25 protein-coding genes and 2 pseudogenes are annotated in these 22,544 nt (G+C 64.9%); 6 read left to right on the forward strand and 21 right to left on the reverse strand.

Annotation, left to right across the window (positions count from 1 at the left end):
- A pseudogene (locus ASJ79_RS32860) lies at nucleotides 1-238 on the reverse strand (hypothetical protein); the annotation flags it as partial.
- 315 nt (nucleotides 239-553) lie between these two features.
- Here ASJ79_RS32860 and ASJ79_RS26635 point away from each other — a divergent pair.
- A complete protein-coding gene (locus tag ASJ79_RS26635) occupies nucleotides 554-988 on the forward strand; it encodes an STAS domain-containing protein (RefSeq protein WP_067961843.1) in 435 nt (144 codons plus the stop codon).
- Here the strand turns inward: ASJ79_RS26635 and ASJ79_RS26640 are convergent.
- On the reverse strand, nucleotides 959-1,681 hold the full coding sequence (locus tag ASJ79_RS26640; protein ID WP_369803781.1) for an RNA polymerase sigma factor SigF: 723 nt from the start codon (nucleotides 1,679-1,681) through the stop codon (nucleotides 959-961). The genes ASJ79_RS26635 and ASJ79_RS26640 overlap by 30 nt on opposite strands.
- 62 nt (nucleotides 1,682-1,743) lie before the next feature.
- Nucleotides 1,744-2,178, reverse strand: coding sequence for an ATP-binding protein (locus ASJ79_RS26645; protein ID WP_067961847.1), 435 nt, complete (start codon nucleotides 2,176-2,178; stop codon nucleotides 1,744-1,746).
- A 109-nt stretch (nucleotides 2,179-2,287) separates the two neighbouring features.
- On the opposite strand from ASJ79_RS26645, the gene ASJ79_RS34840 reads away from it, so the two are divergent.
- Both ASJ79_RS34840 and ASJ79_RS26650 read left to right on the forward strand, forming a co-directional pair.
- Nucleotides 2,288-2,416: a hypothetical protein gene (locus ASJ79_RS34840; RefSeq protein WP_255374773.1), complete on the forward strand. Its 129-nt coding sequence runs from the start codon at nucleotides 2,288-2,290 to the stop codon at nucleotides 2,414-2,416.
- Nucleotides 2,417-2,636: 220 nt separating this feature from the next.
- The gene (locus tag ASJ79_RS26650) at nucleotides 2,637-2,873 is read left to right on the forward strand and encodes a CsbD family protein (RefSeq protein WP_067961850.1); all 237 of its coding nucleotides are present in this window, start codon (nucleotides 2,637-2,639) and stop codon (nucleotides 2,871-2,873) included.
- A 167-nt stretch (nucleotides 2,874-3,040) separates the two neighbouring features.
- Here ASJ79_RS26650 and ASJ79_RS26655 read toward each other — a convergent pair whose 3' ends face one another.
- The 15 genes and pseudogenes from ASJ79_RS26655 to ASJ79_RS26720 all read right to left on the reverse strand — a co-directional run bounded on the left by ASJ79_RS26655 (nucleotide 3,041) and on the right by ASJ79_RS26720 (nucleotide 15,964).
- Nucleotides 3,041-4,186 carry an acyl-CoA dehydrogenase gene (locus tag ASJ79_RS26655; RefSeq protein ID WP_369803782.1) on the reverse strand — a complete coding sequence of 382 codons (1,146 nt, stop codon included), beginning with the start codon at nucleotides 4,184-4,186 and terminating at the stop codon, nucleotides 3,041-3,043.
- Between the two features lie 11 nt (nucleotides 4,187-4,197).
- Nucleotides 4,198-5,193: a nitronate monooxygenase family protein gene (locus ASJ79_RS26660; RefSeq protein ID WP_067961854.1), complete on the reverse strand. Its 996-nt coding sequence runs from the start codon at nucleotides 5,191-5,193 to the stop codon at nucleotides 4,198-4,200.
- The gene (locus ASJ79_RS26665) at nucleotides 5,190-6,359 is read right to left on the reverse strand and encodes a thiolase family protein (RefSeq protein ID WP_067961856.1); all 1,170 of its coding nucleotides are present in this window, start codon (nucleotides 6,357-6,359) and stop codon (nucleotides 5,190-5,192) included. Before ASJ79_RS26665 ends, ASJ79_RS26660 begins: the two co-directional genes overlap by 4 nt.
- The gene (locus ASJ79_RS31710; RefSeq protein ID WP_082754084.1) at nucleotides 6,359-6,727 is read right to left on the reverse strand and encodes a zinc ribbon domain-containing protein; all 369 of its coding nucleotides are present in this window, start codon (nucleotides 6,725-6,727) and stop codon (nucleotides 6,359-6,361) included. Before ASJ79_RS31710 ends, ASJ79_RS26665 begins: the two co-directional genes overlap by 1 nt.
- Complete coding sequence (locus ASJ79_RS26675; protein ID WP_197420388.1) at nucleotides 6,724-7,686, reverse strand: zinc-binding dehydrogenase; 963 nt, start codon at nucleotides 7,684-7,686, stop codon at nucleotides 6,724-6,726. Before ASJ79_RS26675 ends, ASJ79_RS31710 begins: the two co-directional genes overlap by 4 nt.
- Nucleotides 7,687-7,718: 32 nt before the next feature.
- Complete coding sequence (locus ASJ79_RS26680; RefSeq protein WP_067961862.1) at nucleotides 7,719-8,282, reverse strand: VOC family protein; 564 nt, start codon at nucleotides 8,280-8,282, stop codon at nucleotides 7,719-7,721.
- A 24-nt stretch (nucleotides 8,283-8,306) separates the two neighbouring features.
- Nucleotides 8,307-9,902, reverse strand: a complete 1,596-nt coding sequence (locus ASJ79_RS26685; RefSeq protein ID WP_067961863.1) for an AMP-binding protein — start codon at nucleotides 9,900-9,902, stop codon at nucleotides 8,307-8,309.
- Nucleotides 9,903-9,931: 29 nt separating this feature from the next.
- Nucleotides 9,932-10,669, reverse strand: a complete 738-nt coding sequence (locus tag ASJ79_RS26690; protein WP_082754085.1) for an SDR family NAD(P)-dependent oxidoreductase — start codon at nucleotides 10,667-10,669, stop codon at nucleotides 9,932-9,934.
- Nucleotides 10,670-10,776: 107 nt separating this feature from the next.
- Nucleotides 10,777-11,439, reverse strand: coding sequence for a TetR/AcrR family transcriptional regulator (locus tag ASJ79_RS26695; protein WP_067961868.1), 663 nt, complete (start codon nucleotides 11,437-11,439; stop codon nucleotides 10,777-10,779).
- Nucleotides 11,440-11,484: 45 nt separating this feature from the next.
- Nucleotides 11,485-12,813, reverse strand: a complete 1,329-nt coding sequence (locus tag ASJ79_RS26700; protein ID WP_231751059.1) for an MFS transporter — start codon at nucleotides 12,811-12,813, stop codon at nucleotides 11,485-11,487.
- Nucleotides 12,814-13,177: 364 nt separating this feature from the next.
- Nucleotides 13,178-13,486, reverse strand: a complete 309-nt coding sequence (usfY, locus tag ASJ79_RS26705; RefSeq protein WP_067961870.1) for a protein UsfY — start codon at nucleotides 13,484-13,486, stop codon at nucleotides 13,178-13,180.
- A 32-nt stretch (nucleotides 13,487-13,518) separates the two neighbouring features.
- The gene (locus tag ASJ79_RS26710) at nucleotides 13,519-13,764 is read right to left on the reverse strand and encodes a hypothetical protein (RefSeq protein ID WP_231751060.1); all 246 of its coding nucleotides are present in this window, start codon (nucleotides 13,762-13,764) and stop codon (nucleotides 13,519-13,521) included.
- Nucleotides 13,764-13,856: pseudogene (locus ASJ79_RS32865) on the reverse strand (hypothetical protein); the annotation flags it as partial. The gene ASJ79_RS26710 and the pseudogene ASJ79_RS32865, both read right to left, overlap by 1 nt.
- A gap of 34 nt (nucleotides 13,857-13,890) precedes the next feature.
- The gene (locus ASJ79_RS26715) at nucleotides 13,891-14,958 is read right to left on the reverse strand and encodes a thiolase domain-containing protein (protein WP_067961872.1); all 1,068 of its coding nucleotides are present in this window, start codon (nucleotides 14,956-14,958) and stop codon (nucleotides 13,891-13,893) included.
- Between the two features lie 13 nt (nucleotides 14,959-14,971).
- On the reverse strand, nucleotides 14,972-15,964 hold the full coding sequence (locus ASJ79_RS26720) for a Zn-ribbon domain-containing OB-fold protein (protein ID WP_197420389.1): 993 nt from the start codon (nucleotides 15,962-15,964) through the stop codon (nucleotides 14,972-14,974).
- Nucleotides 15,965-16,022: 58 nt separating this feature from the next.
- Here ASJ79_RS26720 and ASJ79_RS26725 point away from each other — a divergent pair, with 58 nt between their 5' ends.
- The 3 genes from ASJ79_RS26725 to ASJ79_RS26735 all read left to right on the forward strand — a co-directional run bounded on the left by ASJ79_RS26725 (nucleotide 16,023) and on the right by ASJ79_RS26735 (nucleotide 19,098).
- On the forward strand, nucleotides 16,023-17,066 hold the full coding sequence (locus ASJ79_RS26725) for an LLM class F420-dependent oxidoreductase (RefSeq protein WP_067961874.1): 1,044 nt from the start codon (nucleotides 16,023-16,025) through the stop codon (nucleotides 17,064-17,066).
- A 62-nt stretch (nucleotides 17,067-17,128) separates the two neighbouring features.
- Nucleotides 17,129-17,884 carry an acetoacetate decarboxylase family protein gene (locus ASJ79_RS26730; RefSeq protein ID WP_067961887.1) on the forward strand — a complete coding sequence of 252 codons (756 nt, stop codon included), beginning with the start codon at nucleotides 17,129-17,131 and terminating at the stop codon, nucleotides 17,882-17,884.
- Complete coding sequence (locus ASJ79_RS26735) at nucleotides 17,881-19,098, forward strand: cytochrome P450 (protein WP_067961876.1); 1,218 nt, start codon at nucleotides 17,881-17,883, stop codon at nucleotides 19,096-19,098. The genes ASJ79_RS26730 and ASJ79_RS26735 overlap by 4 nt, the downstream gene beginning before the upstream one ends.
- Nucleotides 19,099-19,119: 21 nt before the next feature.
- On the opposite strand, the gene ASJ79_RS26740 is transcribed toward ASJ79_RS26735, so the two are convergent.
- The 3 genes from ASJ79_RS26740 to ASJ79_RS26750 all read right to left on the reverse strand — a co-directional run.
- Nucleotides 19,120-20,382 carry an MFS transporter gene (locus tag ASJ79_RS26740; RefSeq protein ID WP_067961878.1) on the reverse strand — a complete coding sequence of 421 codons (1,263 nt, stop codon included), beginning with the start codon at nucleotides 20,380-20,382 and terminating at the stop codon, nucleotides 19,120-19,122.
- 92 nt (nucleotides 20,383-20,474) lie between these two features.
- The gene (locus tag ASJ79_RS26745; RefSeq protein ID WP_067961880.1) at nucleotides 20,475-20,903 is read right to left on the reverse strand and encodes a heme-binding protein; all 429 of its coding nucleotides are present in this window, start codon (nucleotides 20,901-20,903) and stop codon (nucleotides 20,475-20,477) included.
- A partial coding sequence (locus ASJ79_RS26750; RefSeq protein ID WP_067961882.1) for a malate synthase G occupies nucleotides 20,903-22,544 on the reverse strand: 1,642 nt, incomplete at its 5' end. The genes ASJ79_RS26745 and ASJ79_RS26750, both read right to left, overlap by 1 nt.

Genomic DNA, 22,544 nt, shown 5'->3' on the forward strand with positions numbered 1-22,544 from the left:
ATCGTCGGGCGGTGCCCAAGCTCAGTGCCGGCCTGCTGCTCTTCCGCGACTCCGCCGGGGCGCTCGAAGTCCTGCTCGGCCATCCCGGTGGCCCGTTCTGGGCGCGCAAGGACGACGGCGCGTGGACCTCGACGATCGCGGCGCCCAGCACCACCACCACGTCGCCGCAGCCGCCGTCATGCAGCGCGGCGACGCTCGAACGCAGCCAGCCGCCGCCGTCGGCGAGCACCTTCGGCATTCCGAACCGGGTGCCCGCCCCCGCGGCCAGGACCACGCCGGTTGCCGAAACCTCTTGTGCCACAGTGGTTAGAACTTACTCTCGAGTCATCGGAAGGCAGGACGCCGACACCCGCCTGAACGTTTGTAAACAACTTGCGTATTAGGTGTCCAAGATCAGCCTAGAGGCGTAAGGTTCGAGACAGGGTTGAATTCACAGCCTCCCAGAAAGCGTCATCGTCATTCACACGGGGCTTTCGGCCCCGTGGAGGCTTTGAGAACTAGGGCTTCGCCATGGCGTGAACTTCCGCACTCGCACTCTTGATCGGAGTCAATCGTGCATCACGTCCCAGAAAATTCGTCGGCTCCGGCCTCCGAAAACTTCGTCTGCCACACGGCTCACTTCGAAACCAGTTGGCCCGAACCATCCACCGCCATCGTGGCGGGCCACGGTGAGCTCGACGCCGCCAACGGAATCGAATTCGTCAACTACGCGCTGCGCCATTCCGACACCACGCAGTGGCTGATAGTCGACCTGTCCGGGCTGACGTTCTTCTCCACCGCCGGCTTCTCGGCGCTGCACACGCTCAACGTCCAGTGCGTCAGCGGAGACATCCGGTGGGCGCTGGTTCCGGGCAGCGCCGTCAACCGGCTGCTGCGCATCTGCGACCCGGACTCGGCACTGCCGATCTGCCCGGACGTGTCCGCGGCGTTGAGCGCCATCCGGAAAGACCCGCCGCGGTCACTCAAGTTGGTCGCGGAGCCGCGCTAGCGACTTCGCGAGCAGCCGGGACACGTGCATCTGCGAGATGCCGACCCGCTCGGCGATCTGCGTCTGCGTCATCGACTCGAAGAACCGCAGCACCAGCACGGTGCGTTCCCGCTCGGGCAGCTGCGCCAGCAGCGGACGCAGCGCCTCACGGTTCTCGATCTGGTCCAGCGTCAGATCCACGTCACCGAGCGTGTCGGCGATCGCGGGCGCGTCCTCGTTGCCGCTGCCCCCGCTGTCGATCGACAGGGTGTTGTAGGAGCTGCCCGCGACCAGGCCCTCGATGACCTCGTCGCGGTCCATCTCCAGTTCGGCGGCCAGCTCGGTGGCGGTCGGGGCACGGCCCAGCCGCTGGGACAGTTCGGCCGTGGCCGCGCCCAGCCGCAGGTGCAGTTCCTTGAGCCGGCGCGGCACCTTCACCGACCAGCTGTTGTCCCGGAAGTGGCGGCGGACCTCGCCCATGATCGTCGGCACCGCGAAGGACACGAAGTCCGAGCCCGCGTTCACGTCGAACCGGATGACGGCGTTGACCAGACCCACCCGGGCCACCTGGACCAGATCGTCGCGCGGCTCCCCGCGGCCGTCGAACCGGCGCGCGATGTGGTCGGCCAGCGGCAGACAACGCTCGACGATGCGGTCCCGCTGCCGTTGGAACGCGGTCGAACCCTCTTCGAGTTCGGCCAGCGCGCGGAACATCTCGGCAACGTCCGCATATTCAGAGCTCGATCGAGACGACGAGCCCTGGGATGACGGGCGGGTCACTGCAACGAACTCGCTCGCCTCGTCGTCATGGAGATACCGAACACCTCGGCGTCGCCGGCGACCGCGCCGTCGGAGAACGTGGTGACTTCGTCGGTCAGCGAGCTCAGCACATGCCAGCTGAAGCTGCCCGGCGCCAGGATGTCGGTGCTGTCGCAGGTCGTCGACGCGTGCACGACCAACGCGTCGGGCTGCGGATCGACCACGACCAGGAGCGTCGACTCGGGCACCGCGGAGCGGATCAGCCGGGTACACGCCTCGTCGACAGCCAGCCGCAGGTCGGCGACGGCATCGAAGTCGAGGTCCTCGAAGGTGCCGATCGCAGCCACCAGCGTGCGCAGCACCGCCAGGTTCTCCAGCGTCGCCGTGACACGCAGCTCTACCGACTGCGCGCCGCGACGCTGCCCATTCTTGTGGCTCGCAACATCGGCCATCTGACCTCCCGGAAACTTGCCAGCGAGATTACCCCAGGCTGAATCGCCGTTATTCATGGACGCACCCGGTGTCTGTTACCGGCCTCCCGGCCGCGGGTAACCGAGGACCATGAATCAGCACACCAAACCGCTGCGCCGGATTCTGGTGGCGGCGGGCATCGCGCTGGCGGTCCTCATACTGACGTGCGTTGCAATTTATGCCGGGGCTTTCTTGATCTTGGCGCCGATCATGCAATGACTCTCGCGGTGGGGTGGTCTTCATCGTGCCCTCCCATACCCCGCATTTCGTGAGGGCCAAACCCTCACGTTCGTCCCGGGCGTGGCCGGCCGGCCAGCAAACTTTGTCGCGGCTGAGCGCGCGGTTCGGCCCGTTTAGCCCGGGAGCGCTCCGGGAAGCCAGGGAGTGGCTCAACGACGGGGCGCCGAAGCCCCATCCACTTACCCAGCGGAAGGCGATCATGACCGAGAAGAACAGTGGTCCGCAAGAAGGCATCAAGGGCGTCGTCGAGGACGTGAAGGGCAAGGCCAAGGAGACGGTGGGTACCGTCACCGGCCGCGACGACATGGTCCGCGAGGGCAAGGCCCAGCAGGACAAGGCCGACGCGCAGCAAGAAGCCGCCAAGAAGGAAGCCGAGGCCGAGTCGGCCCGCGCAGGCGCCAATGCTGCCGAGAAGCGCCAGGAATCCAACCAGTAGCTCTCGGCAAGGCGGGCCCGACCGGGAAACCGGTTGGGCCCGTCGTCGTGTTGGTTAGGGCACCACGCACCTGCGCCCGGCGCTGTGATGCGCAGCTTTTCGCAAGCGTGCTCCCAAAGTAGTGCCGCCGTGCAGGCAGCTACCGGGAATGCACGCTCGCGGTCAGCTCACCTGAGCAGGGCGCGGCTCATCACCACGCGCTGAATCTGATTGGTGCCCTCATAAATCTGGGTGATCTTCGCATCGCGCATCATCCGCTCCACCGGAAAATCGACCGTATAGCCCGCACCGCCGAACAACTGCACCGCATCAGTGGTCACCTCCATCGCGACATCCGAAGCCAAACACTTCGACGCCGCCGAGATGAACCCCAAATTGCCCTCACCGCGCTCGGCCCGCGCCGCCGCCGAATACACCATCAACCGGGCCGCCTCGACCTTCATCGCCATATCGGCGAGCATGAACTGCACCGCCTGAAAATCACTGATCGACCTACCGAACTGCTTACGGTCCTTCACATACTCCAGCGCGGCGTCCAGCGCACCCTGCGCAATACCGACCGCCTGCGCACCGATGGTCGGACGGGTGTGATCCAGTGTCGCGAGCGCGGTCTTGAACCCGGTGCCCGGCTCGCCGATGATGCGGTCGCCCGGGATGCGGCAGTTCTCGAAATACAACTCGGTGGTCGGCGAACCCTTGATACCCAGCTTGCGCTCCTTGGGCCCGATCGTGAAACCCTCATCATCGAGGTGCACCATGAACGCCGAGATACCGTTGGCGCCCTTGTCCGGATCGGTCACCGCCATCACCGTGTACCAGGACGACTTGCCGCCGTTGGTGATCCAGCATTTGGCGCCGTTGAGGATCCAGCCGTCACCGTCGGCCTTGGCGCGGGTGCGCATCGCCGCCGCGTCGCTGCCGGCCTCACGCTCAGACAACGCATAAGACGCCATCGCCTCGCCGGACGCCACCGACGGCAGCACCTGCTTCTTCAGCTCATCCGAACCACGCAGAATCAGCCCCATCGTGCCCAGCTTGTTCACCGCCGGAATCAACGACGCCGACGCATCCACCCGGGCCACCTCCTCGATGACAATGCACGCCGCCACCGAGTCGGCGCCCTGGCCGCCGAACTCCTCGGGGACGTGCACCGCGTTGAAACCCGACGCGACCAGCGCGTCGAGCGCCTCCTGCGGGAATCGCGAATTCTCATCCACATCAGCGGCATACGGAGCGATCTCCTTCTCCGCCAACGCCCGAATCGCCGACCGCAACTCCCGATGCTCCTCGGGCAACTGGAACAGATCAAACAAGCCAGAAGTATTCATCGTTGCCCTCTTGCGTGTGTCAGCGACCGCTCGTGCAGCCGATTCAGGATTTCTTCAGCCTGCGCCACAATGGATTCGACAAGCCGACTCACGGGCAGTATGTCGCGGATCAACCCTTGCGCCTGACCGGCCCACCACATCCCGCCCTCCATGTCACCGGCCCCCAGAACAGCTTTACGGCCCCGCGCGCCCGACGCCAGTTCCGCAACGTCGCTGAAGGTCGACTCCGGGTCGCGTCCGATGCGGTTGATCTCTTCGGAGATCGAGTTGCGTGCCACGCGAGCGGTATTGCGCAGGTTTCTGAAGACCAGCACGGTGTCCAACTCGTTGTTGCGAACCAGTTGTTGCTTTACGTGGTCGTGAATCGGAGCCTCGACCGTTGCCATGAAGCGCGTGCCCATATTGACCGCGCACGCGCCCAGGCACAGTGCAGCGGCCAGCCCTCGCCCATCAGCGATACCTCCGCTCGCGATCACCGGTACATCGAGCGCGTCCGCAGCCGCGGGCACCAACACCAGTCCTGCAACGTCGTCCTCCCCGGGGTGGCCCGCACACTCGAATCCGTCGATGCTGATCATGTCGACGCCCATCCGCTGCGCCGTCAGTCCATGCCGGACACTGGTCGCCTTGTGTATGACGGTGACACCGGCAGCTTTCAGATCAGCGAGATGATCCTTGGGATTCGATCCCGCGGTCTCCACGAACTTTATGCCCGAATCGATGATGACGCTGCGGTATTCGTCGTACGGCACTGGCGAAATAGTCGGCAGGAGCGTCAGGTTCACCCCGAACGGCTGGTCGGTGAGATCGCGGGTCCGCGCAATTTCGCGTGCCAGTGCTTCCGGTGTGGGTTGGGTGAGCGCGGTGAGGAATGCCAAGGCCCCGGCGTTGGCCACCGGTGCGATCAACTCAGCGACGCCGAGACCCGTCATTCCACCACACAGGATGGGATGCTTGATGCCGGTGCGTTCGGTGAAAGCTGTACTGATCAACGGCGGCTCACCTCAGCTTCGTTCTCGAGAACATGGATGGTGCAGACACCACCGACACCCACCATGTGAACCAATGCGGTGTTGGCGTTCGCATGCTGGCGGCCGGTCGCTTCACCGCGAAGCTGACGCACCGACTCACAAACCTGGCCGATACCGGTCGGGCCTACCGGATGTCCCATTGCCAGCAACCCGCCGGATGGACTGACCGCCACCCGCCCGCCTATGTCGAGCGCACCATGAGCGAGATCGTGCAGTGCCTTGCCCTCGGCACAGACCCCCATTGCTTCCAGGTACATCGGCTCTTCTACCGAGAACGCATCGTGCAGTTCCACTATGTCGAGCCCGTCCGGACCGATCGCGGACTGTTCGTACGCCTCCCGCGCCGCTGCGCGTGTGACGGCCTCTTCCTCGTTACCCACCGCATCATCAAAATGTGGCTGCGTCTGGTGCACCGCGGCGCGCACCCTGACACAACGGCGACGGTCGATACCCAGCCGGGTCAGCCCCTCAGCCGACGCCACGATCGCCGCAGCGGCACCTTCCCCCACGGGTGTGCACTGCAATCGGGTGAGGATTCCCGAGATGTAGGGCGGCTCGAGTACTTCCTCAAGCGTTCGCACCTTGCGCCGCTGCGCATACGGGTTCAGCGCCCCGTTGCGGTGGTTCTTGACGGCGACGGCGGCGAGTTGGCGGGAATCTGCCGAACGCTGCTCCAGCCAGTGTTCGGTGCGCAGAGCAAACATGGTGTGAAACTCCACGCGGCCGTCGACCAGCCCACGAATTCCCGACTTGCTGACCGCGTCCGGCGGGAACTCTGCCTTGTCGACACCCACTGAGAGACTGACATCGCATCGTCCGCTGGCCACGTCGAGTACTGCTTGCCGGAAAGCGACCGATCCGGACGCTGATGCACTTTCGACTTGGACGACGGGGAGGCCGGTGCGGCCAAGGTACCGGGCCAGTGTGGGGGCAGCGGCCATGCCGATTTTCCCCGACCCGACGAACGCACTTTCCACGTTCTCCCACATGATCGCCGCATCACTGAGCGCCTCTCGGACGGCCGCGACGCCCATCGTCAAATATGTTGTCGCCGAGGCCCTCCGATAACCGTACATACCGATGCCGACTACGTAGACGGGCGTGTCTTTCAACAAGTTCCTGGCCATCAGACCGACTCCCGTTCTGCTGCGAATACCACTACCTCACCGCTTTGGTCTGTTTCGAGGGCGCCAACAACGCGCTCCCCCGCCGGTAGCGGGGCCGCCAGAAGCGCCTGCACGACGACCGATTTCTGATCGAGCACGATATCGCCGACGGTGAAAGGCGTCGCCAGTTCCGGGTGGGTATTGACGGTCACCGCAGCGGTGAGCGTTCCTGCCGCCGGCACCGTAAGAGTGGTCAAACTATTCGACCCGGAGCCGCACGACTCACAGCCGTACATCTGGGGCGGGAAGAATGTGTGCCCGCAGGCGGTGCAGCTTCCCAGAAATAAGTGCAGACCGCCCGCATCGGTCGACCACGGCTTCTCGTTCAAGGTCGTGTTCCTTCCTGTCGTTCCTCAACGCTGAGCACGAGCTTTCCGAAGTGCTGATTGCGCTCCATCTGGGCGAATGCCTCATCGACCTGGTCGAGCCGATACACTCCGGCCACCGGCATCGTGATGCGGCGGGCACCGATGGCGTCTCTGAGATCCCTAGTGGCCGCGGCGACGACGTCGCTGACCTCTTTCGGACCCCGGGTACGAAAGGTTGTTCCCACGTATTGGATTCGCCGCAGAGAATGCAGATCGAAGTCAACAGCGCCCTGCTCGCCACCCACCCGTCCGATGTTGACCATCCGTCCGCCCACCTTGGTGGCGCGCATACCGGGGATCACCAATGGGCCGGCAACAAGGTCCAAAAGGATGTCAACGCCCTCGTTGCCGGTGGCTGTGAGAACGGCGGTCACCCAGTCGTCGGCTCGCGAGTCCAAAGCCATATCCGCTCCGAACTCGCCGAGCCGCTGACGTCTGTCGGCGTCGGTGGACGTGCCGATGATCAAGCCCGCGCCGAGCTCCCGGGCGATCTGCATCCCCATCAGGCCCATTCCTGAACTCGCGCCCTGGATCAGCACGTTCTGCCCGGCCCGGAACCTTCCCTGAGCGACCAGCGCGTCGTGCATTGTCTGCAACCCGACGGGTAGCGTCGCGGCCTCGTGGTACGACAGCCCCTCGGGGACTTCGAGAATCACTCCGGGGTCGGCGGTGAGGAACTCGGCGAACGCCCCTGCACCGACACCCATCACGCGTTGCCCCGCGGTCCATCCGGTCACGTCGGAGCCGATCTCGACGATCTCTCCGGCCCACTCCATGCCGCACGCCTTGCCCAACCCGCCGGACGAGCCATGGACAAGACCTCGAGCCATCCGGAGATCTATGCGGTTGAGCGCCGCGGCGTGGACCTTCACCATTACCGTATTCCGCGACAACGCTGGAACGGTGACTTCGGTGAGCACCGGCCCCTGTTCTGTTGCAACGACGGCACGCATCAGTTGGGCCCGGGGGTCGCTGCGGCCGCCAGGTCGAGCGCTTCTGACCACGGACGGATCGGGACACTGCCGTCCCATCCGACTGCGGCGTTTCTGATGGCGTCGAAGACCGCACGCTTGGCGGGGCTCTGTTCGGAGAGTTCAACGGCGTAACCATCCGGGTCGTCGGTCTCGAAATAAACGAAACGCCCACCGCTGAGGACCCCACCGTGTGCAAGCCGGTAGCCGGCGTTCTGTGCCGCCTGGAACTCCTTGTCGAATTCGTCGGTCCAGTACGCCACATGCTGCAGTCCCTGCCTCCCCGAGGCAGCGAACTCGTGCCACAGACTCGGGGAATCGCCGAGCGGCTGAATCAGCTCGATCTGCATGTCGCCCGTGTTGGCGAGTGCGGCGGCGAACGTGGCGTCTGAGGCCTGGCCACGGTGTGTGAACGAGTCGGGCTTGATTTCTTCGGCCACGAAGAACGGCCCGACCTTCAGGAATTCGACCCAGTGCTTCACCGCCTTGCCCAGATCGGATACGACGAAGCCGAGCTGGGCGATGTTGCCGGTTCGGGTGATCATGAGGTGTCCTTTCGATGTAGGTGGCTATCTGGTGAGCTCGAAGCTCGAGGCCTCGCGGTCCCAGGTTCGTGCTGTTCGCCCCTCGGCGCGCAGGCGGTACTTCTCGACACGATGAGTGGGGGTCTTCGGAAGCTCTTCACGGAACTCGACGAATCGGGGTACGGCAAAGTACGGCATCCGGCTATCGCAGTACTCGATCAGCTTGAGCTCATCAAGTTGTGACCTCGGGCGGCGAACCACGAAGATCATCACCTCGTCTTCACCGACCTCGGAAGGTACTGCAATCGCTGCGGATTCGATGACGTCAGGGTGCGCGTTGACCACAAGTTCCACCTCGAATGCCGAGATGTTCTCGCCACGGCGCCGAATGGCGTCTTTCTTGCGGTCGACGTAATAGAAGTAGCCGTCGTCATCGCACCGGAGCAGATCTCCGCTGTGGAACCACAGGTTCCGGCTCGCTTCCAGCGTGGCCTCCGCCATTCCGTGATAGCCCGTCATCATGATGTCGGGGAAGCGCGGCCGGAATACCAACTCGCCGATCTCGCCTACCGGCACCGGCTCATCGTGGTCGTCGACCAGCGCGACGTCGTAACCACAGATCGCCTTGCCCACCGAGCCCACCCGCCGTTCGTCGATCGGGTTTGCCAATGCCACACAGTTCTCCGTCTGGCCGTAGCTCTCCAACAAGGTGACGCCGAATCTCTCCTCGAACAATCGGAATTGATCGGCCGGCGCGGCCGCGCCCAACGCGAACTCCACGTGGTGCGACCGGTCGGAATCAGACGGCGGGTTCTTGAGAAGGATCGGGATCATTCCGCCGATGTAATTGAATCGGGTAGCCCGACACCGGCGGAGCCGATCCCAGAATCTGGACGCCGAGAATCGGGAATCGAGAATCACCGACGCGCCGGCCACCAAGCCGGTCATCAAGGTAAGACACTGCGCATTCGCGTGAAATAGCGGTAGGCACGTGTACAACCGGTCGTTGTCGGTGACTCGGCCATGGTCTGCGCAACGCACACCACTGAACCAGAAGTAGTTGTGGCTGAGCATGATTCCTTTTGATCTGCCCGTGGTACCCGAGGAGTAGAGGATTGCCATCTGATCCGTTGGGCTCACCGTGGGCCGGTCCGGTTCCTGGTCGGACTCGAGGACGGACCAATCGTGCAGTCGCGGCTCGGCGTATGCCAACGGAGCTGAGCCGCACGCGATGAGATGGCGTAGACCGGCGAATGCGTCACTGTCGGGAGCGAAGCGCGGCAGGTACTCCGACGCGATGACAGCGACCTTCGCACCGCTGTCAGACACGATGTGCTCCAACAGCATTCCCTTGTAGGCGGTGTTGACCGGCACCTCGACAGCGCCGATCTGTGCACACGCCAACCACACCGCGACGAACTCAGCGCAGTTGGGCAGCATCACGAGCACCCTGTCACCCTGCTCGATTCCAAGGCCTTGCAGACCGGCGGCTATCCGGTTGGTCCATTGCTCGAACTGCCCGTAAGTCCAGACATGGTCATCCGTGATCAGAAACTCTGCCTCCGGCCGCGCGGCGGCCTGTCTGTGCAGGACGCTCCCGAGAGTGCGGTGTTCGCGCTCGGTACGGAAAAGGCGATCCATTGAGACTCCTTGTCGTTCGTGTCGCCTGCTCAGCGGACGAGACGGCTACCGCCGTCGACGGTGATTTCTGCTCCTGTGACATACCTGGCGGCGTCGGAGACCAGGAATGCCACCACCTCGGCTACTTCTTCAGCGGTGCCCTGCCTACCGAGTGGGATTCTGTGTACGAAATCGGTGTCCGAGGAGTCACCCGAGGTCGTCAGGATCCGTTCGACCATCGGTGTCGCAATGACTCCGGGATGTACGGAGTTGCACCGGACACGCGGAGCAGCCACCGCGGCAACCGTTTTGGACAACTGGGCGACACCGCCCTTACTCGCACCGTAGGCCACGTTGTAGGCGGTGGGATAGTACGAGGCGATCGACGCGATGTTCACTATCGACCCGTGGTCACGCATCAGCGGCAGAATGCTCTGGCATGCCAGGAAGGTTCCGGACAGATTGACGCCGAGAACATGGTCCCAGTTCGCCATCGAACACTCCGCAAGCGTCGACCGGCCGAGCTCACCCTGGACTCCTGCGGCGTTGACCAACACGTCGACCCCCTCGCCACGCTGCTCAAGGGTGCGGGCGAATGCCTGCCACTCTGCGGCGGAGCCGACGTCGAGGTACTGGAAGGGCATGTCGGCCGGCCTCTCGGCTGGTTCGCCAACGTCAACGGCTGTTACTGAAAGCCCCTGCTCACGCAGTCGCCATGCGGTGGCCCGCCCGATTCCGCTGGCTGCGCCCGTGACGACAGCTGAGCGACGAGGTTGGGTGACGGTCATGTTTCTCCATCAGTTCGTGCACGAGTTACGTTTTGTTGGCTTGCCGACAAGCCAATAGTTTGGACAGGTGGCCGCGGTCGCGCGCCCACCCTGGAGGGATCTGGGGTCTAGGTCGGCTTTGCCTGCGGACGGCGCGCGAGCCGGCCGTCGACGAATGCCAGCGTTTCGGCTGCCGCCCGGTCGAGGTCGACCGAGTTGTCGAGCAAGAGTTGCACGGCCACCCCGCGCAGCATCGCGATCAGTACTGTGGTGAATCCTTCTGTGTCGAGATCACCCGGGATCTGCTCGGAACGAATGCCTTTGGAGATCCGTGTACGGATCTCATCCTTGAAGCGCTCCTCGGCGGCAGCGACGTGCGAGCGATCGATCTCAGACCCCTCCACCGCTGCCGCCGCCCATAGCGCCACCCGAGCCCGAATCATCGGATCACTCTTGCCGAGACCGCGGTAGTAGGCGAGAACGATCTCACGAATACCGTCGCGGACGTCGGCCGGATCCGGGTCGTGCGCGGCGAGGTCTCGGTGGAAGTCTTCGGTGACCTTATCCATGATGCGGCGAATGAGGGCGTTCTTGGACCCGAAATGATGACTGGCCAGCCCTCGGCTGTATCCGGCGCGAGTGCCGATGTCGTTGAATGTCATGCGCGTCGGACCGACTTCACCGATGAGCTCAGCGGCGGCTACCAGCAGCTTGTTCTCCGCCTCGAGCCGCCGTTCGGTCTGGCGTCCGCGCGGTCGCTTGTGCTCCTGCGTCATGGGATCGATCTCCATTCCTCTACGACCTGCTCGACACCGGTTGCCGGGAAAAGACCCAGTTCACCGTGGCGGTGCGCTGTCCTCAGTTTGACGGATTGGCGTGTGCCCGACGTGAGCGAGATCCGCCCCGTTTCGTTCGGGCATGAGCCATGCCGTCAAACCTGTCAACAAAGCTGCGCCGATCACCCAAGCCGGGGCCAGCCAACCGTATCCGTGAGCGTGCAGATATTCGTTGAGATACGGCGTAGCTCCGCCGAATACAGCCACCGACACCGAGAACGCCAGCCCGATCCCCATCGTGCGTTGGCGAGTGCTGAACTGTTCGGCAAGCGCGGCGGCTTGCAGGGCGCCCGTTGCGGTAGCCAGTACCCAGGCGATTGTTCCGGCCACAAACAGCGACCAGGCGCCGGCTCCGGCTAGAGCCACCAACGGGATCTGCAACACGGCCACGAGAAGAGCCCACCCTATGAAGACCGGCCGTCTCCCGATCGTGTCGCCGAGGCGTCCCCAAAACGGTAGGCAAACAAGAGCAATGAACTGCGCACCTGCGAGGGCGAGGTAGGCCGACTGAGCCGATACACCTTGGTGCACGATCGCATAACTCGGAATGTACGTGAGCCAGGTGTACTGGAACACCGTCAAACCGCAGATCAATCCGATACAGATGAGCACAGGGCGAACCAGTCCCGTCGTGGACACTTTCACCGCGGCGGGTGAAGGCTGCGCCTGCTGGCTGAACACCGCCGACTCCTCCATCTTGCTCCGCAGGAACAGCACGCAGAAGGAGCCGACCGCACCGACGATGAACGGTACCCGCCAAGCCCATTCGGAGACAGCTTCCTGCCCGAGGTGAGCAGTGAGCGCGACCCCGAGGACAAACGCGAACACAGTTCCGATGAGCACCGCCACGAAGGCGAAACTGCTCCACGCTCCGCGCTTTTCGGGCGGAGCAAGTTCGGCGATATATGAGTACGACGTTGCGCTTTCGCCACCATGCGCGAAGCCCTGCAACATGCGAGCCAATAGCAGAAGAAGCGATGCCCATACTCCGAGACTGTCGTAGTCAGGCAGAAACCCGATGAGCAGGCTGCCGGTTCCCATCATCAGCAGAGTGGCGACCAGCACGAACTTGCGTCCACGGCGATCGGCAATCCGGCCGAAGACGACGCCTCCGATTGGACGCATGAAGAAGCCGACCGCGAAGACGGCGAACGTCGACAACAGCGCCGACACCGGATCTGAGTTGTCGAACATCGCCGCCGCGATGAACGGCGCGAAGATGCCGTAGATCGCCCACTCGTACCACTCGAAGGAGTTACCGACTGTGATCGCAGCCAGAGTGCGTACTTTGCGGTTCGTCCGCACCGAGTCGTTGTTGGGTTCTCCCAAGGGGACCAAGACCTCTCCATGAATCGACATGCCTGGCGTTGGCTCCGCCCCGTGTGAGCAGCGGTCGAAGCACCTCGCAGTAACGTAGTTCACATATTGGTTGGATGACAAGCCAATTAAGGAATTCGCTGGTGAAACTGGTTCAGCCTGCGCGGCAGACCGCCTGGTTCATTTGAAATCGCGGTCGCGCGGCGCGTTGGGCACTCGGCTGATTCAGGCCCGGATCACCGCAGCGAGGGTTTCGCCGTCGCCGCGACGTACACGTCAGGAAGAGGTCGGCGGTAGTTTCAGCCCAGCGCCGACCTGGTCAAGGCTGTGGACAACCGCGCCGCCACGGCCCTGACTGCAATCTCGCGGCCCTAGCTCAGCTGTTGGGCGGCTGCCTTATGGCGCCCGGATGTTCTGCGTACCAGAGCTCTTCGAGCCGGCGGACACGATGATGCTCGATCATCAGCCAGCCGCCGCCGAGCACGAATCCGGTGAGCGCGACCGCGCCGAGCGTGACACCGACGTCGGGATGGGAGGTGGCGAACGCGGCCAGCGCGGCGACGAAGCTGACGAGCGCGAGACCGATCACCACGAGCGCCGGCATGATCTTGTTGTCTTTCATCGACTCACCCGCGTGCGGTCGCGTGGTGCGTACATGGTCGACGGGATCTTTCGGACCCTTCATCGGTAACTCCTTAGAACTACCCCTCCAGTCTGCTACCGCCCGGGCAGCGACGGAAGACTCAGAATGGCGCTGAGCACCATCAGAGCGAGAAGAGACCAGCCGGCCCCCTGCCAGGCCCACCGGGCGCTGTGCCCGTGCACCCGGAAGCTGCGGACGAGCGACCACAGGCCGCCGACCAGCAGGATCGCCGGGGCCCCGAGCGCGAGCATCGCCCGCTGCGGGGCGCCGCAGCCCGCCGCCTGCGCGAGCGACCCGGTGCATGTCCCGATCCACACCATCAGTCTTTTCCTTCCAGGACCGCGACCAGATTCTGTTGCAGCGCAGGACCGCTCGTAGCGTGCGCCAGCACGCGGGAGGCGTCGCCGTCGAAGATGTGCCGCGCGGCGAAACCGATGCGCTCCCCATCAGTCTTTTCCTTCCAGGACCGCGACCAGATTCTGTTGCAGCGCAGGACCGCTCGTAGCGTGCGCCAGCACGCGGGAGGCGTCGCCGTCGAAGATGTGCCGCGCGGCGAAACCGATGCGCTCCAGGCCGGCCGAGAACATCGGGTTGGCCGACAGCGCCCCGCCGGACGGGTTGATCTTCGTGCTCTCGGACAGGCCGATGGCCTCCTTGAGGATCAGCTGCTGATGACTGAACGGCGCGTACAGCTCGGCGATCTCGATCGACGAGGCGTCCCCGCCGGTGGCCGCCTGTGCCGACGCGGCCGTCGACGGTGACGTGGTCAGGTCACGCGCACCCAGCACCGGTGTCTCGATGCGGTGCTCGATCCCGGTGATCCAGGCCGGCCGCTCACGCAGTTCGCGCGCGCGGTCCCCGGCGGCGAGCATGATCGCCGACGCGCCGTCGGTGATCGGCGCGATGTCGTGACGGCGCAACGGGTCCGCGAAGTACGGGCGCTGCAGCAGTTCGTCCACGCTGGCGCCCGGTTCCAGGGAGTCCACGCGGGATGCGGCGGCCTGCGCGTCGAGCGCGACCTGCGCCATCTGCTCGGCGGTCCACTTCCCGGAGTCCAGGCCGAATCTGGCCTGCAGACCCGCCATGCTCACCGAATCCGGCCACAGCGGTGCGACGGTGTACGGGTCGGTCTGCAGCGCGAGGACCCGGCGCAGGGTGCCCGCCGAGGACTTGCCGAACCCGTAGACCAGCGCGGTCTCGACCTCGCCGGTGAGGATCTTGATGTAGGCCTCGTAAAGCGCCCAGGCCGCGTCCATCTCGACGTGGGACTCGTTGATCGGCGGCACCGCGCCGATCGAGTCGATCGCCGAGATGAACGAGAACGCCCGGCCCGCAAGGTAATCCGATGATCCCGAGCACCAGAACCCGATGTCGGACTTGGTGATGCCGAGATCGGCGTAGATGGATTCGAAGCACGGCATCAACATCTCGACGCCGTTGGTGGTGCCGTCGGTGCGGCGCACATGGGGCGCGTGCGCGAACCCGACTACTGCGACTGAACTTTCCGAAGCCATGTGAGCTTGCCCTTTACAGGTGATGTTTGTAGGTGTCGTAGTCGGCGTCGGGTTCGCCCGTCGGCCGGAAGTATTCGATGTTGTCGATACCCAGGCCCCACTGATCCTCGGGCTTCCACACCGCCTGCACGCGCATCCCCATGCGGACCTTGTCGGCCTCGATGTCGGAGACCAGGTGCAGCACCGGGATGTCGGCGCCGTCGAGCAGCACGTAGGCCGCGACGTAGGGCGGTTTGATGCGCTGCCCGGCGAACGGGATGTTGATGATCGCGAACGTCGTGACGGTGCCCTTGTCGGACAGTTCGACGAACTCGTCCAACGGCCGTCCGGTTGCCGGATTCGCCTCGCGCGGAGGGAAGTACACCTTGCCGTCAGGCCCCGAGCGCGCTCCGAGAAGCTTGCCCTGCTCGAGGGCGCGCAGGAAGGCGCTCTCCGGCTGGGACGCGGTGTGCTGGATCTCGATCGAGCTCGGGATCACGACCATGCCGACCGGCTCCAGGCCCTCGGGCGGTGCCGGGACGGCCTCGGCCTGATCACCGAGGGTGAAGTAGGCGATGTCGGTGATCGCGCCCGCCGGCTCGTCCACCCAGTGCGCGGCAACCCGTGCACCCGTGCTGATCGCGTCCGCCGAACCGGCGTCGACCGCGTGCAGGAGCGGGGTGTCCGCACCGTCGAGCTTGATCAGCGCCCACGCGAACGGGCGGTCCAGCGGCTGGCCTTCCAGCGGCTCCGGCTGCCAGGTCCACGAAACGACCGTGCCGACACTTGCCACCGGTACGATCTCGGTCAATTGCTCCCAGGTGACGGGGTCGTACTCGGCGGGCGGGACGAGCACCCTGCCGTCCGATCCGCGAACTCCGACGATGCGCCGCTCGCGGAGAGCGGTGAAGAACTGACCGAGGAGCGGTCCTACTGAACGGGTGTAGTCGAATGCGAGCTTCAGCGGCGCGGAAAGCGGCGGCTCATGGGGGTCGATCTGCACCGGGCTGCTTTGGCTGGTGGTCACGGCATCGAGTAGAACAGGTTCTAAGAATGGTTTCAAGGACGGGTGTGGAGGTAGCGCGGTGAAGCTGGGACTTCAGTTGGGTTATTGGGGGGCGCAGCCGCCCACCAACCACGCCGAGCTCGTCGCCACGGCGGAGGAGGCCGGCTTCGACACCGTGTTCACCGCCGAGGCGTGGGGTTCGGACGCCTACACCCCGCTGGCGTGGTGGGGTCGTGAGACCACCCGGATGCGGCTGGGCACGTCGGTGATCCAGCTGTCCGCGCGCACCCCGACGGCGTGCGCGATGGCGGCGCTGACGCTGGACCACCTGTCCGGCGGCCGGCACATCCTCGGCCTGGGCGTCTCGGGCCCGCAGGTTGTCGAGGGCTGGTACGGGCAGAAGTTCCCCAAGCCGCTGGCCCGCACCCGTGAGTACATCGACATCCTGCGCCAGGTGTGGGCGCGCGAGGCCCCGGTGCGCAGCGCCGGCCCGCACTATCCGCTGCCGCTGACCGGGGAGGGCACCACCGGCCTGGGCAAGAGCCTGAAACCGATCACCCATCCGCGCCGCGCGGACATCCCGGTGATGCTCGGCGCCGAGGGTCCCAAGAACGTCGCGCTGGCCGCCGAGATCTGCGACGGCTGGCTGCCGATCTTCTATTCGCCACGCATCGCGGGCATGTACAACGAGTGGCTCGACGAAGGCTTCGCGCGTCCGGGTGCCCGGCGCACCCGGGAGACGTTCGAGATCTGCGCGACCGCCCAGGTCGTCGTCACCGACGACCGCGCCGAGATCATGGAGCTGATGAAGCCCCACCTGGCGCTCTACATGGGCGGAATGGGCGCCGAAGACACCAACTTCCACGCCGACGTGTACCGCCGGATGGGGTACGCCGAGGTGGTCGACGACGTCACCAAACTGTTCCGCAGTGACCGCAAGGACGAGGCGGCCAAGATCATTCCCGACGAGTTGGTCGACGACTCCGCGATCGTCGGCGATCTCGCCTACGTCAGGGAACAGATCAAGGCGTGGGAAGCCGCCGGGGTCACCATGATGGTCGTCGGCGCCCGCTCGTCCGAGCAGATCCGCGATCTGGCCGCCCTGGTTTGGACCGCCGACTAGACACTTCCTTGCCGAGTGTCTAGCGGACGTTCTAGATTGGGCGTGTGAGCGACACCACTGAGCTGTCCCAGCACACCATCGCCGGAACCGTCCTGACGATGCCGGTGCGGGTGCGTACCGCCCATCAACACACCGCGATGTTCGCCGTGGACGCCGACGCCGCCCAGCGGATGATCGACTACAGCGGCCTCAAGGTGTGCCGGTTCGGCCGGGGCAACCGCCGGGCGATGGTGGTGTTGATGCTGATGCGCTACGAGGACACCGATCTGGGCCAGTACTACGAGTACGGCACCAACGTGATGGTGAACCCGCCCGGAACGCACGCGAGCGGGATGAAGGCGCTGCAGTCGGCAGGCGCGTTCGTGCACCACCTGCCGGTCGACCAGTCGTTCACGCTCGAAGCCGGCCGGACGATCTGGGGTTACCCGAAGGTGATGGCCGACTTCACCGTCCGCGGAGCGGACGATACTGCCGATGTCCGCAACGGGCGCCAGTTCGGGTTCGACGTCAGCATCGACGGTCAGCACGTGGTGAGCATGGAGTTCGCGCCCGGCATCCCGGTGCCCGCGGCGCTCGCATCCAAGCCGCAGGTGCATTCGACGTACTCACATCTCGACGGCGTCACCCGGGAGACCGAGGGCAAGATGGTGCTGTCCGGGGTGCGCTACCGGCCCGGCGGCGTCTCGCTGCGTCTTGGCGAACATCCCTACGCCGCTGAGCTTTCCGCCCTAGGCTTACCCAAACGCGCACTCGTGTCGAGTTCGGCGGCCAACGTCGACATGACATTCGCCGACTCCCGGATCGTAGGAGACGCATGACAACCTCGCCCCTGGTCGAAGCCGGTCTCGACGTCGATCTCGCCGACGGCAACTTCTACGCCGACGGCCCCGCGGCGCGCGCGGCGTACAAGTGGATGCGGGCCAATCAGCCGGTGTTCCGGGACCGTAACGGGTTGGCCGCGGCCACCACGTACCAGGCGGTCCTCGACGCCGAACGCAACCCGGAGCTGTTCTCCAGCACCGGCGGCATCCGGCCGGACCAGCCCGGCATGCCGTACATGATCGACATGGACGATCCGTCACACCTGTTGCGGCGCAAGCTGGTCAACTCCGGTTTCACCCGCAAGCGGGTGATGGACAAGGTGCCGTCGATCGAGCGGCTGTGCGACACCCTGATCGACGCGGTGTGCGAACGCGGCGAGTGCGACTTCGTCCGCGACATCGCCGCCCCGCTGCCGATGGCGGTCATCGGGGACATGCTCGGGGTGCTGCCCGACGAGCGCGACATGCTGCTCACGTGGTCCGACGACCTGGTCTGCGGGCTGTCGTCGACCGTCGACGAGACCGTGATCCAGAAACTGATGGACACCTTCGCCGCCTACACCGCGTTCACCATGGAGGTGATCGCCGACCGCCGCGCCAACCCGCGCGACGACCTGTTCTCGGTGCTGGTCAACGCCGAGGTCGAGGGTTCCCGGATGTCGGACGACGAGATCGTCTTCGAGACACTGCTGATCCTCATCGGAGGCGACGAGACCACCCGGCACACGCTGTCGGGCGGCACCGAACAGCTTCTGCGGCACCAGGATCAGTGGCGTCAGCTGGTAGGCGACGTGGAGCTGCTGCCCGGCGCCATCGAGGAGATGCTGCGCTGGACCTCACCGGTGAAGAACATGTGCCGGACGCTGACCGCCGACACCGAGTTCCATGGCACGTCGCTGAAATCGGGCGAGAAGATCATGCTGATGTTCGAGTCGGCGAACTTCGACGAGACGGTGTTCGAGAATCCCGACGAGTTCGACATCCACCGAAATCCCAACAGCCACGTGGCTTTCGGGTTCGGTACGCACTTCTGCCTGGGCAACCAGCTGGCCCGGCTGGAGCTGCGGCTCATGCTGACCAAGGTTCTGCAGCGGCTGCCCGACCTGAGGCTGGCCGACGAGAACATGCTGCCGCTGCGCCCGGCGAACTTCGTCAGCGGTCTGGAATCGATGCCGGTGGTTTTCACCCCGTCGAAACCGGTTCTCGTCTAACTCCGTCGTTGTCGGCAAGGGTCACGGGCTGGGATCTCGGGCGTCGTAACGCAGAAGGCGGCCCCGGTTGAACGCCGTGGTGACGCCGACCGCGACGGCGCAGGCCACCCCGCCGACAACCATGGCGACGGGCTCCCCGAGCCACATCGCGGCCGAACCGATCAGAAACTGACCCAAGCGTGGGCCGCCGACCACGACGACGGTGAACAAACCCTGGATCCGACCCCGTAGGTCGTCGGGCACGGCGGCCTGCAACATGGTGAATCGAAACGTCGCCGACACCATGTCGAAGCCACCCGCGATCGACAGCATCACCACGCCCAGCACCAGTAGGCCGGGCGCACCAATGGCGGCCACACCCGCGAACGTGATGGCAGTTCCATAGCCGGCGACCGCGAGCACAATGGCCAGCCCTTGTCGACGGATACGGTGCAACGGACCCGACACCGTGAACCCGATCAGTGCGCCGATCGACGGTGCGGCCTGCAGCAATCCCAACGCCGAGGGATTGCCTGCATAGACGCCGAGCGCCAGCGCGGGAAAAAGCGCCTGAGGCTCGGCGAACACCATCGCACACATGTCGACCAGGAAGCTCGCACGCAAGTTCGGCGCTTGGCGCAGAAACCGGAATCCGTTCAACACCGATGCAAATCCTGGTGCTGTGCCCTTGTTTTCGCCATACACCACCGGCATCGGCGGAAGTCGCACGAGTGCATAGAGCAGCGCGGTGTAGGCCAGCGCGTCGACAAGGTAGGCAGCTGCCACGCCCTGCCACGTCAGTATCACCCCGGCGACCAACGGGCCCAGCGCGAGCGCCAGCGCGGTGGCGCTGACGGAGAGTGCGTTGGCGGCTGCCAGCGCGTGCCGCGGTAACAGGCGAGGAATGATCGCGTTGCGGGCCGGACCGTTGACGGCGACGAAGACGCTCTGTACGCCGACGATCAGGTAGAGGCACAGTTGGGAGTTCAGGCTCAGCATGGCCTGTGACACCAACGCGAGCGCTCCGAGCCATGTCGCGCCGGCCGTGATCAGCGCGACCCGCTTGCGGTCGAAGTGGTCGACCAGCGCGCCTCCGTAGAGCCCGCCGATGATGAACGGGAGGATTGCCACCAACCCGATTGCTCCGACCGCGAACGACGAGCCGGTGAGCTGGTACATCTGATAGGCGACTGTGACGGTGGTGGTCGTCACGCCGAGGTAGGCCACTGTGTTTCCGACCCAGAGTCGGCGGTAGTCGGGTGAGATCCGCAGCGGTGTGGTGTCAGGAAACCAGCTTCCCGCCACTCGAGGCCACCTTCGTTGTCGATGTTGATTTCACTTATATTGAAACACGGCGTGATGAGGGGTGTGACGGGCCGCGGCACGCCCGCGGCCGACTAGTCGGTCTGGGCGGCCAAGGAGACGGCGACAATGCCCGCCACCGCTGCGCGCTCGTCGTTATCGGAGCTGTCACCCGAAATGCCAACCGCGCCTAGTAGATTTCCCACAGAGTCCCGGATGAGGACGCCGCCGGGTACCGGTACCAGTTCGTTCCCGATAACGGCCGTGGCGGCGGCGATGAAGTATGGCTGTTGTTCGGCACGAACCATCAGGGCTCGACTCCCGGAGCCCAGAGCAAGTGCGCCGTATGCCTTGGCCTTGGCAATCTCGAAACGCTTGATCGAACAGCCGTCCTCCCGTTCGGCGGCGACCAGATGCCCGCCCGCGTCCAGGACCACGACAGCGATCGGCTTGAGGTCTTGCTCGACTGCGGCTGCACGAGCCTCTACGACAATGGTGCGAGCTGTTTCTAGGGTCAGGGTCATCAGCTGCTTTCTGTCAGGTTGGCCGCCTTCACAGCGGCACGGTGCTGGTGCAGGATCGGTTCGGTGTAGCCCGAGGGTTGACTTCTACCGTGTAGGACGAGCATTCGGGCGGCGCGGAACGCAGGACTGTCGTAACTCGGAGCCATTGGGCGGTAACCGGGGTCATCCGAGTTCTGTCTGTCCACCACGACAGCCATCCGCCGAAGAGAGTCCTCCACCTGGTCGACGGTGATGACTCTGTGATAGATCCAGTTTGCGATGTGCTGGGAACTGATCCGACAGGTCGCCCGATCCTCCATCAAAGGAGTCATGGACAGGTCGGGCACCTTGGAGCAACCCACTCCGGCGTCGACCCAACGCACGACATAGCCGAGGGTGCTCTGCACGTTGTTGTCGAGTTCTTCCCGACGGGCGTCAGCATCCCACTCGGCCGGATCACCCAACGGGATGGTGAGTAGCCGGGTGATCGGCGGCCGATGATCGCGCGACAGTTCTGATTGGCGCGCAGCGACATCCACCTGGTGATAGTGGAGTGCATGCAGAGTGGCCGCGGTAGGCGACGGCACCCACGCACAATTGGCGCCGGCACGTGGGTGCGTGATCTTCTGCTCCACCATGTCGGCCATGTTGTCGGGTGCGGCCCACATGCCTTTGCCGATCTGGGCGCGGCCGCGGAATCCGCAAGCCAGCCCCGTGTGGACGTTCGACTCTTCATAGGCCGCGAACCACGGCTGTGCCTTCATCATTGACTTGCGGACCATCGGACCGGCCAGCATGGAGGTGTGGATCTCGTCACCGGTGCGGTCCAGGAAGCCGGTGTTGATGAACGCCACGCGGTCCCGCGCCCGGTGAATACAAGCTTTGAGGTTGAGCGACGTTCGGCGCTCTTCGTCCATAATGCCGATCTTGATGGTTCCCTGGGACAGGCCGAGCAGGGCCTCGGTCCGGGCGAGGATCTCGCAGGCCAGTTCGACCTCGTCGGGGCCGTGCAGCTTTGGCTTGACCACGTAAGCGCTGCCGGTGCGCGAGTTGGTGCCGGCGACCGGACCGCGCAGGTCGTGCAGCGAGCCGAGTCCGGTGAACAAGGCGTCGAGAATTCCCTCGGGGACCGGCACCCCGAATTCATCCAACACCGCTTCGCTGGCCATGAGATGGCCGACGTGCCGAATCATCAGCATGGACCGGGCGGGAAGCCGTACACGCGCAGAGCCTGACGGGGCGGTGTACTCCCGATCCGGATTCATCGTGCGGGTGAACGCGCACCCGTCCTTGGCGACCTCCGCGCTCAGCCGTCCCTGCATCAAGTGAAGCCAATTGCGGTAGCCGGCAACCTTGTCCGCTGCATCTACAGCCGCAACCGAGTCTTCCAGATCCATGATTGTGGTGACCGCGGACTCCAGCACGACGTCCCTCACGCCGGCCGAATCCGTGCGTCCGACCGGATGCTCCCTGTCGACCTGGATCTCGACGTGCAGGCCGTGGTTGATCAGAACGATGGCCGATGGCGCTGCGGCGGCGCCCTGGTATCCGACCAGTTGGCGCGGGTCGGCGAGGCCGGTGCAGCCGAACGCGGTCTCGGCGACCAGAGCGCCGTCCCGGACGGCGTACGCCGTGACGTCGGTGTGTGAAGCCGAGTCCAGC

The sequence above is a fragment of the Mycobacterium sp. NAZ190054 genome, from assembly GCF_001545925.1.
GTDB lineage: Bacteria > Actinomycetota > Actinomycetes > Mycobacteriales > Mycobacteriaceae > Mycobacterium.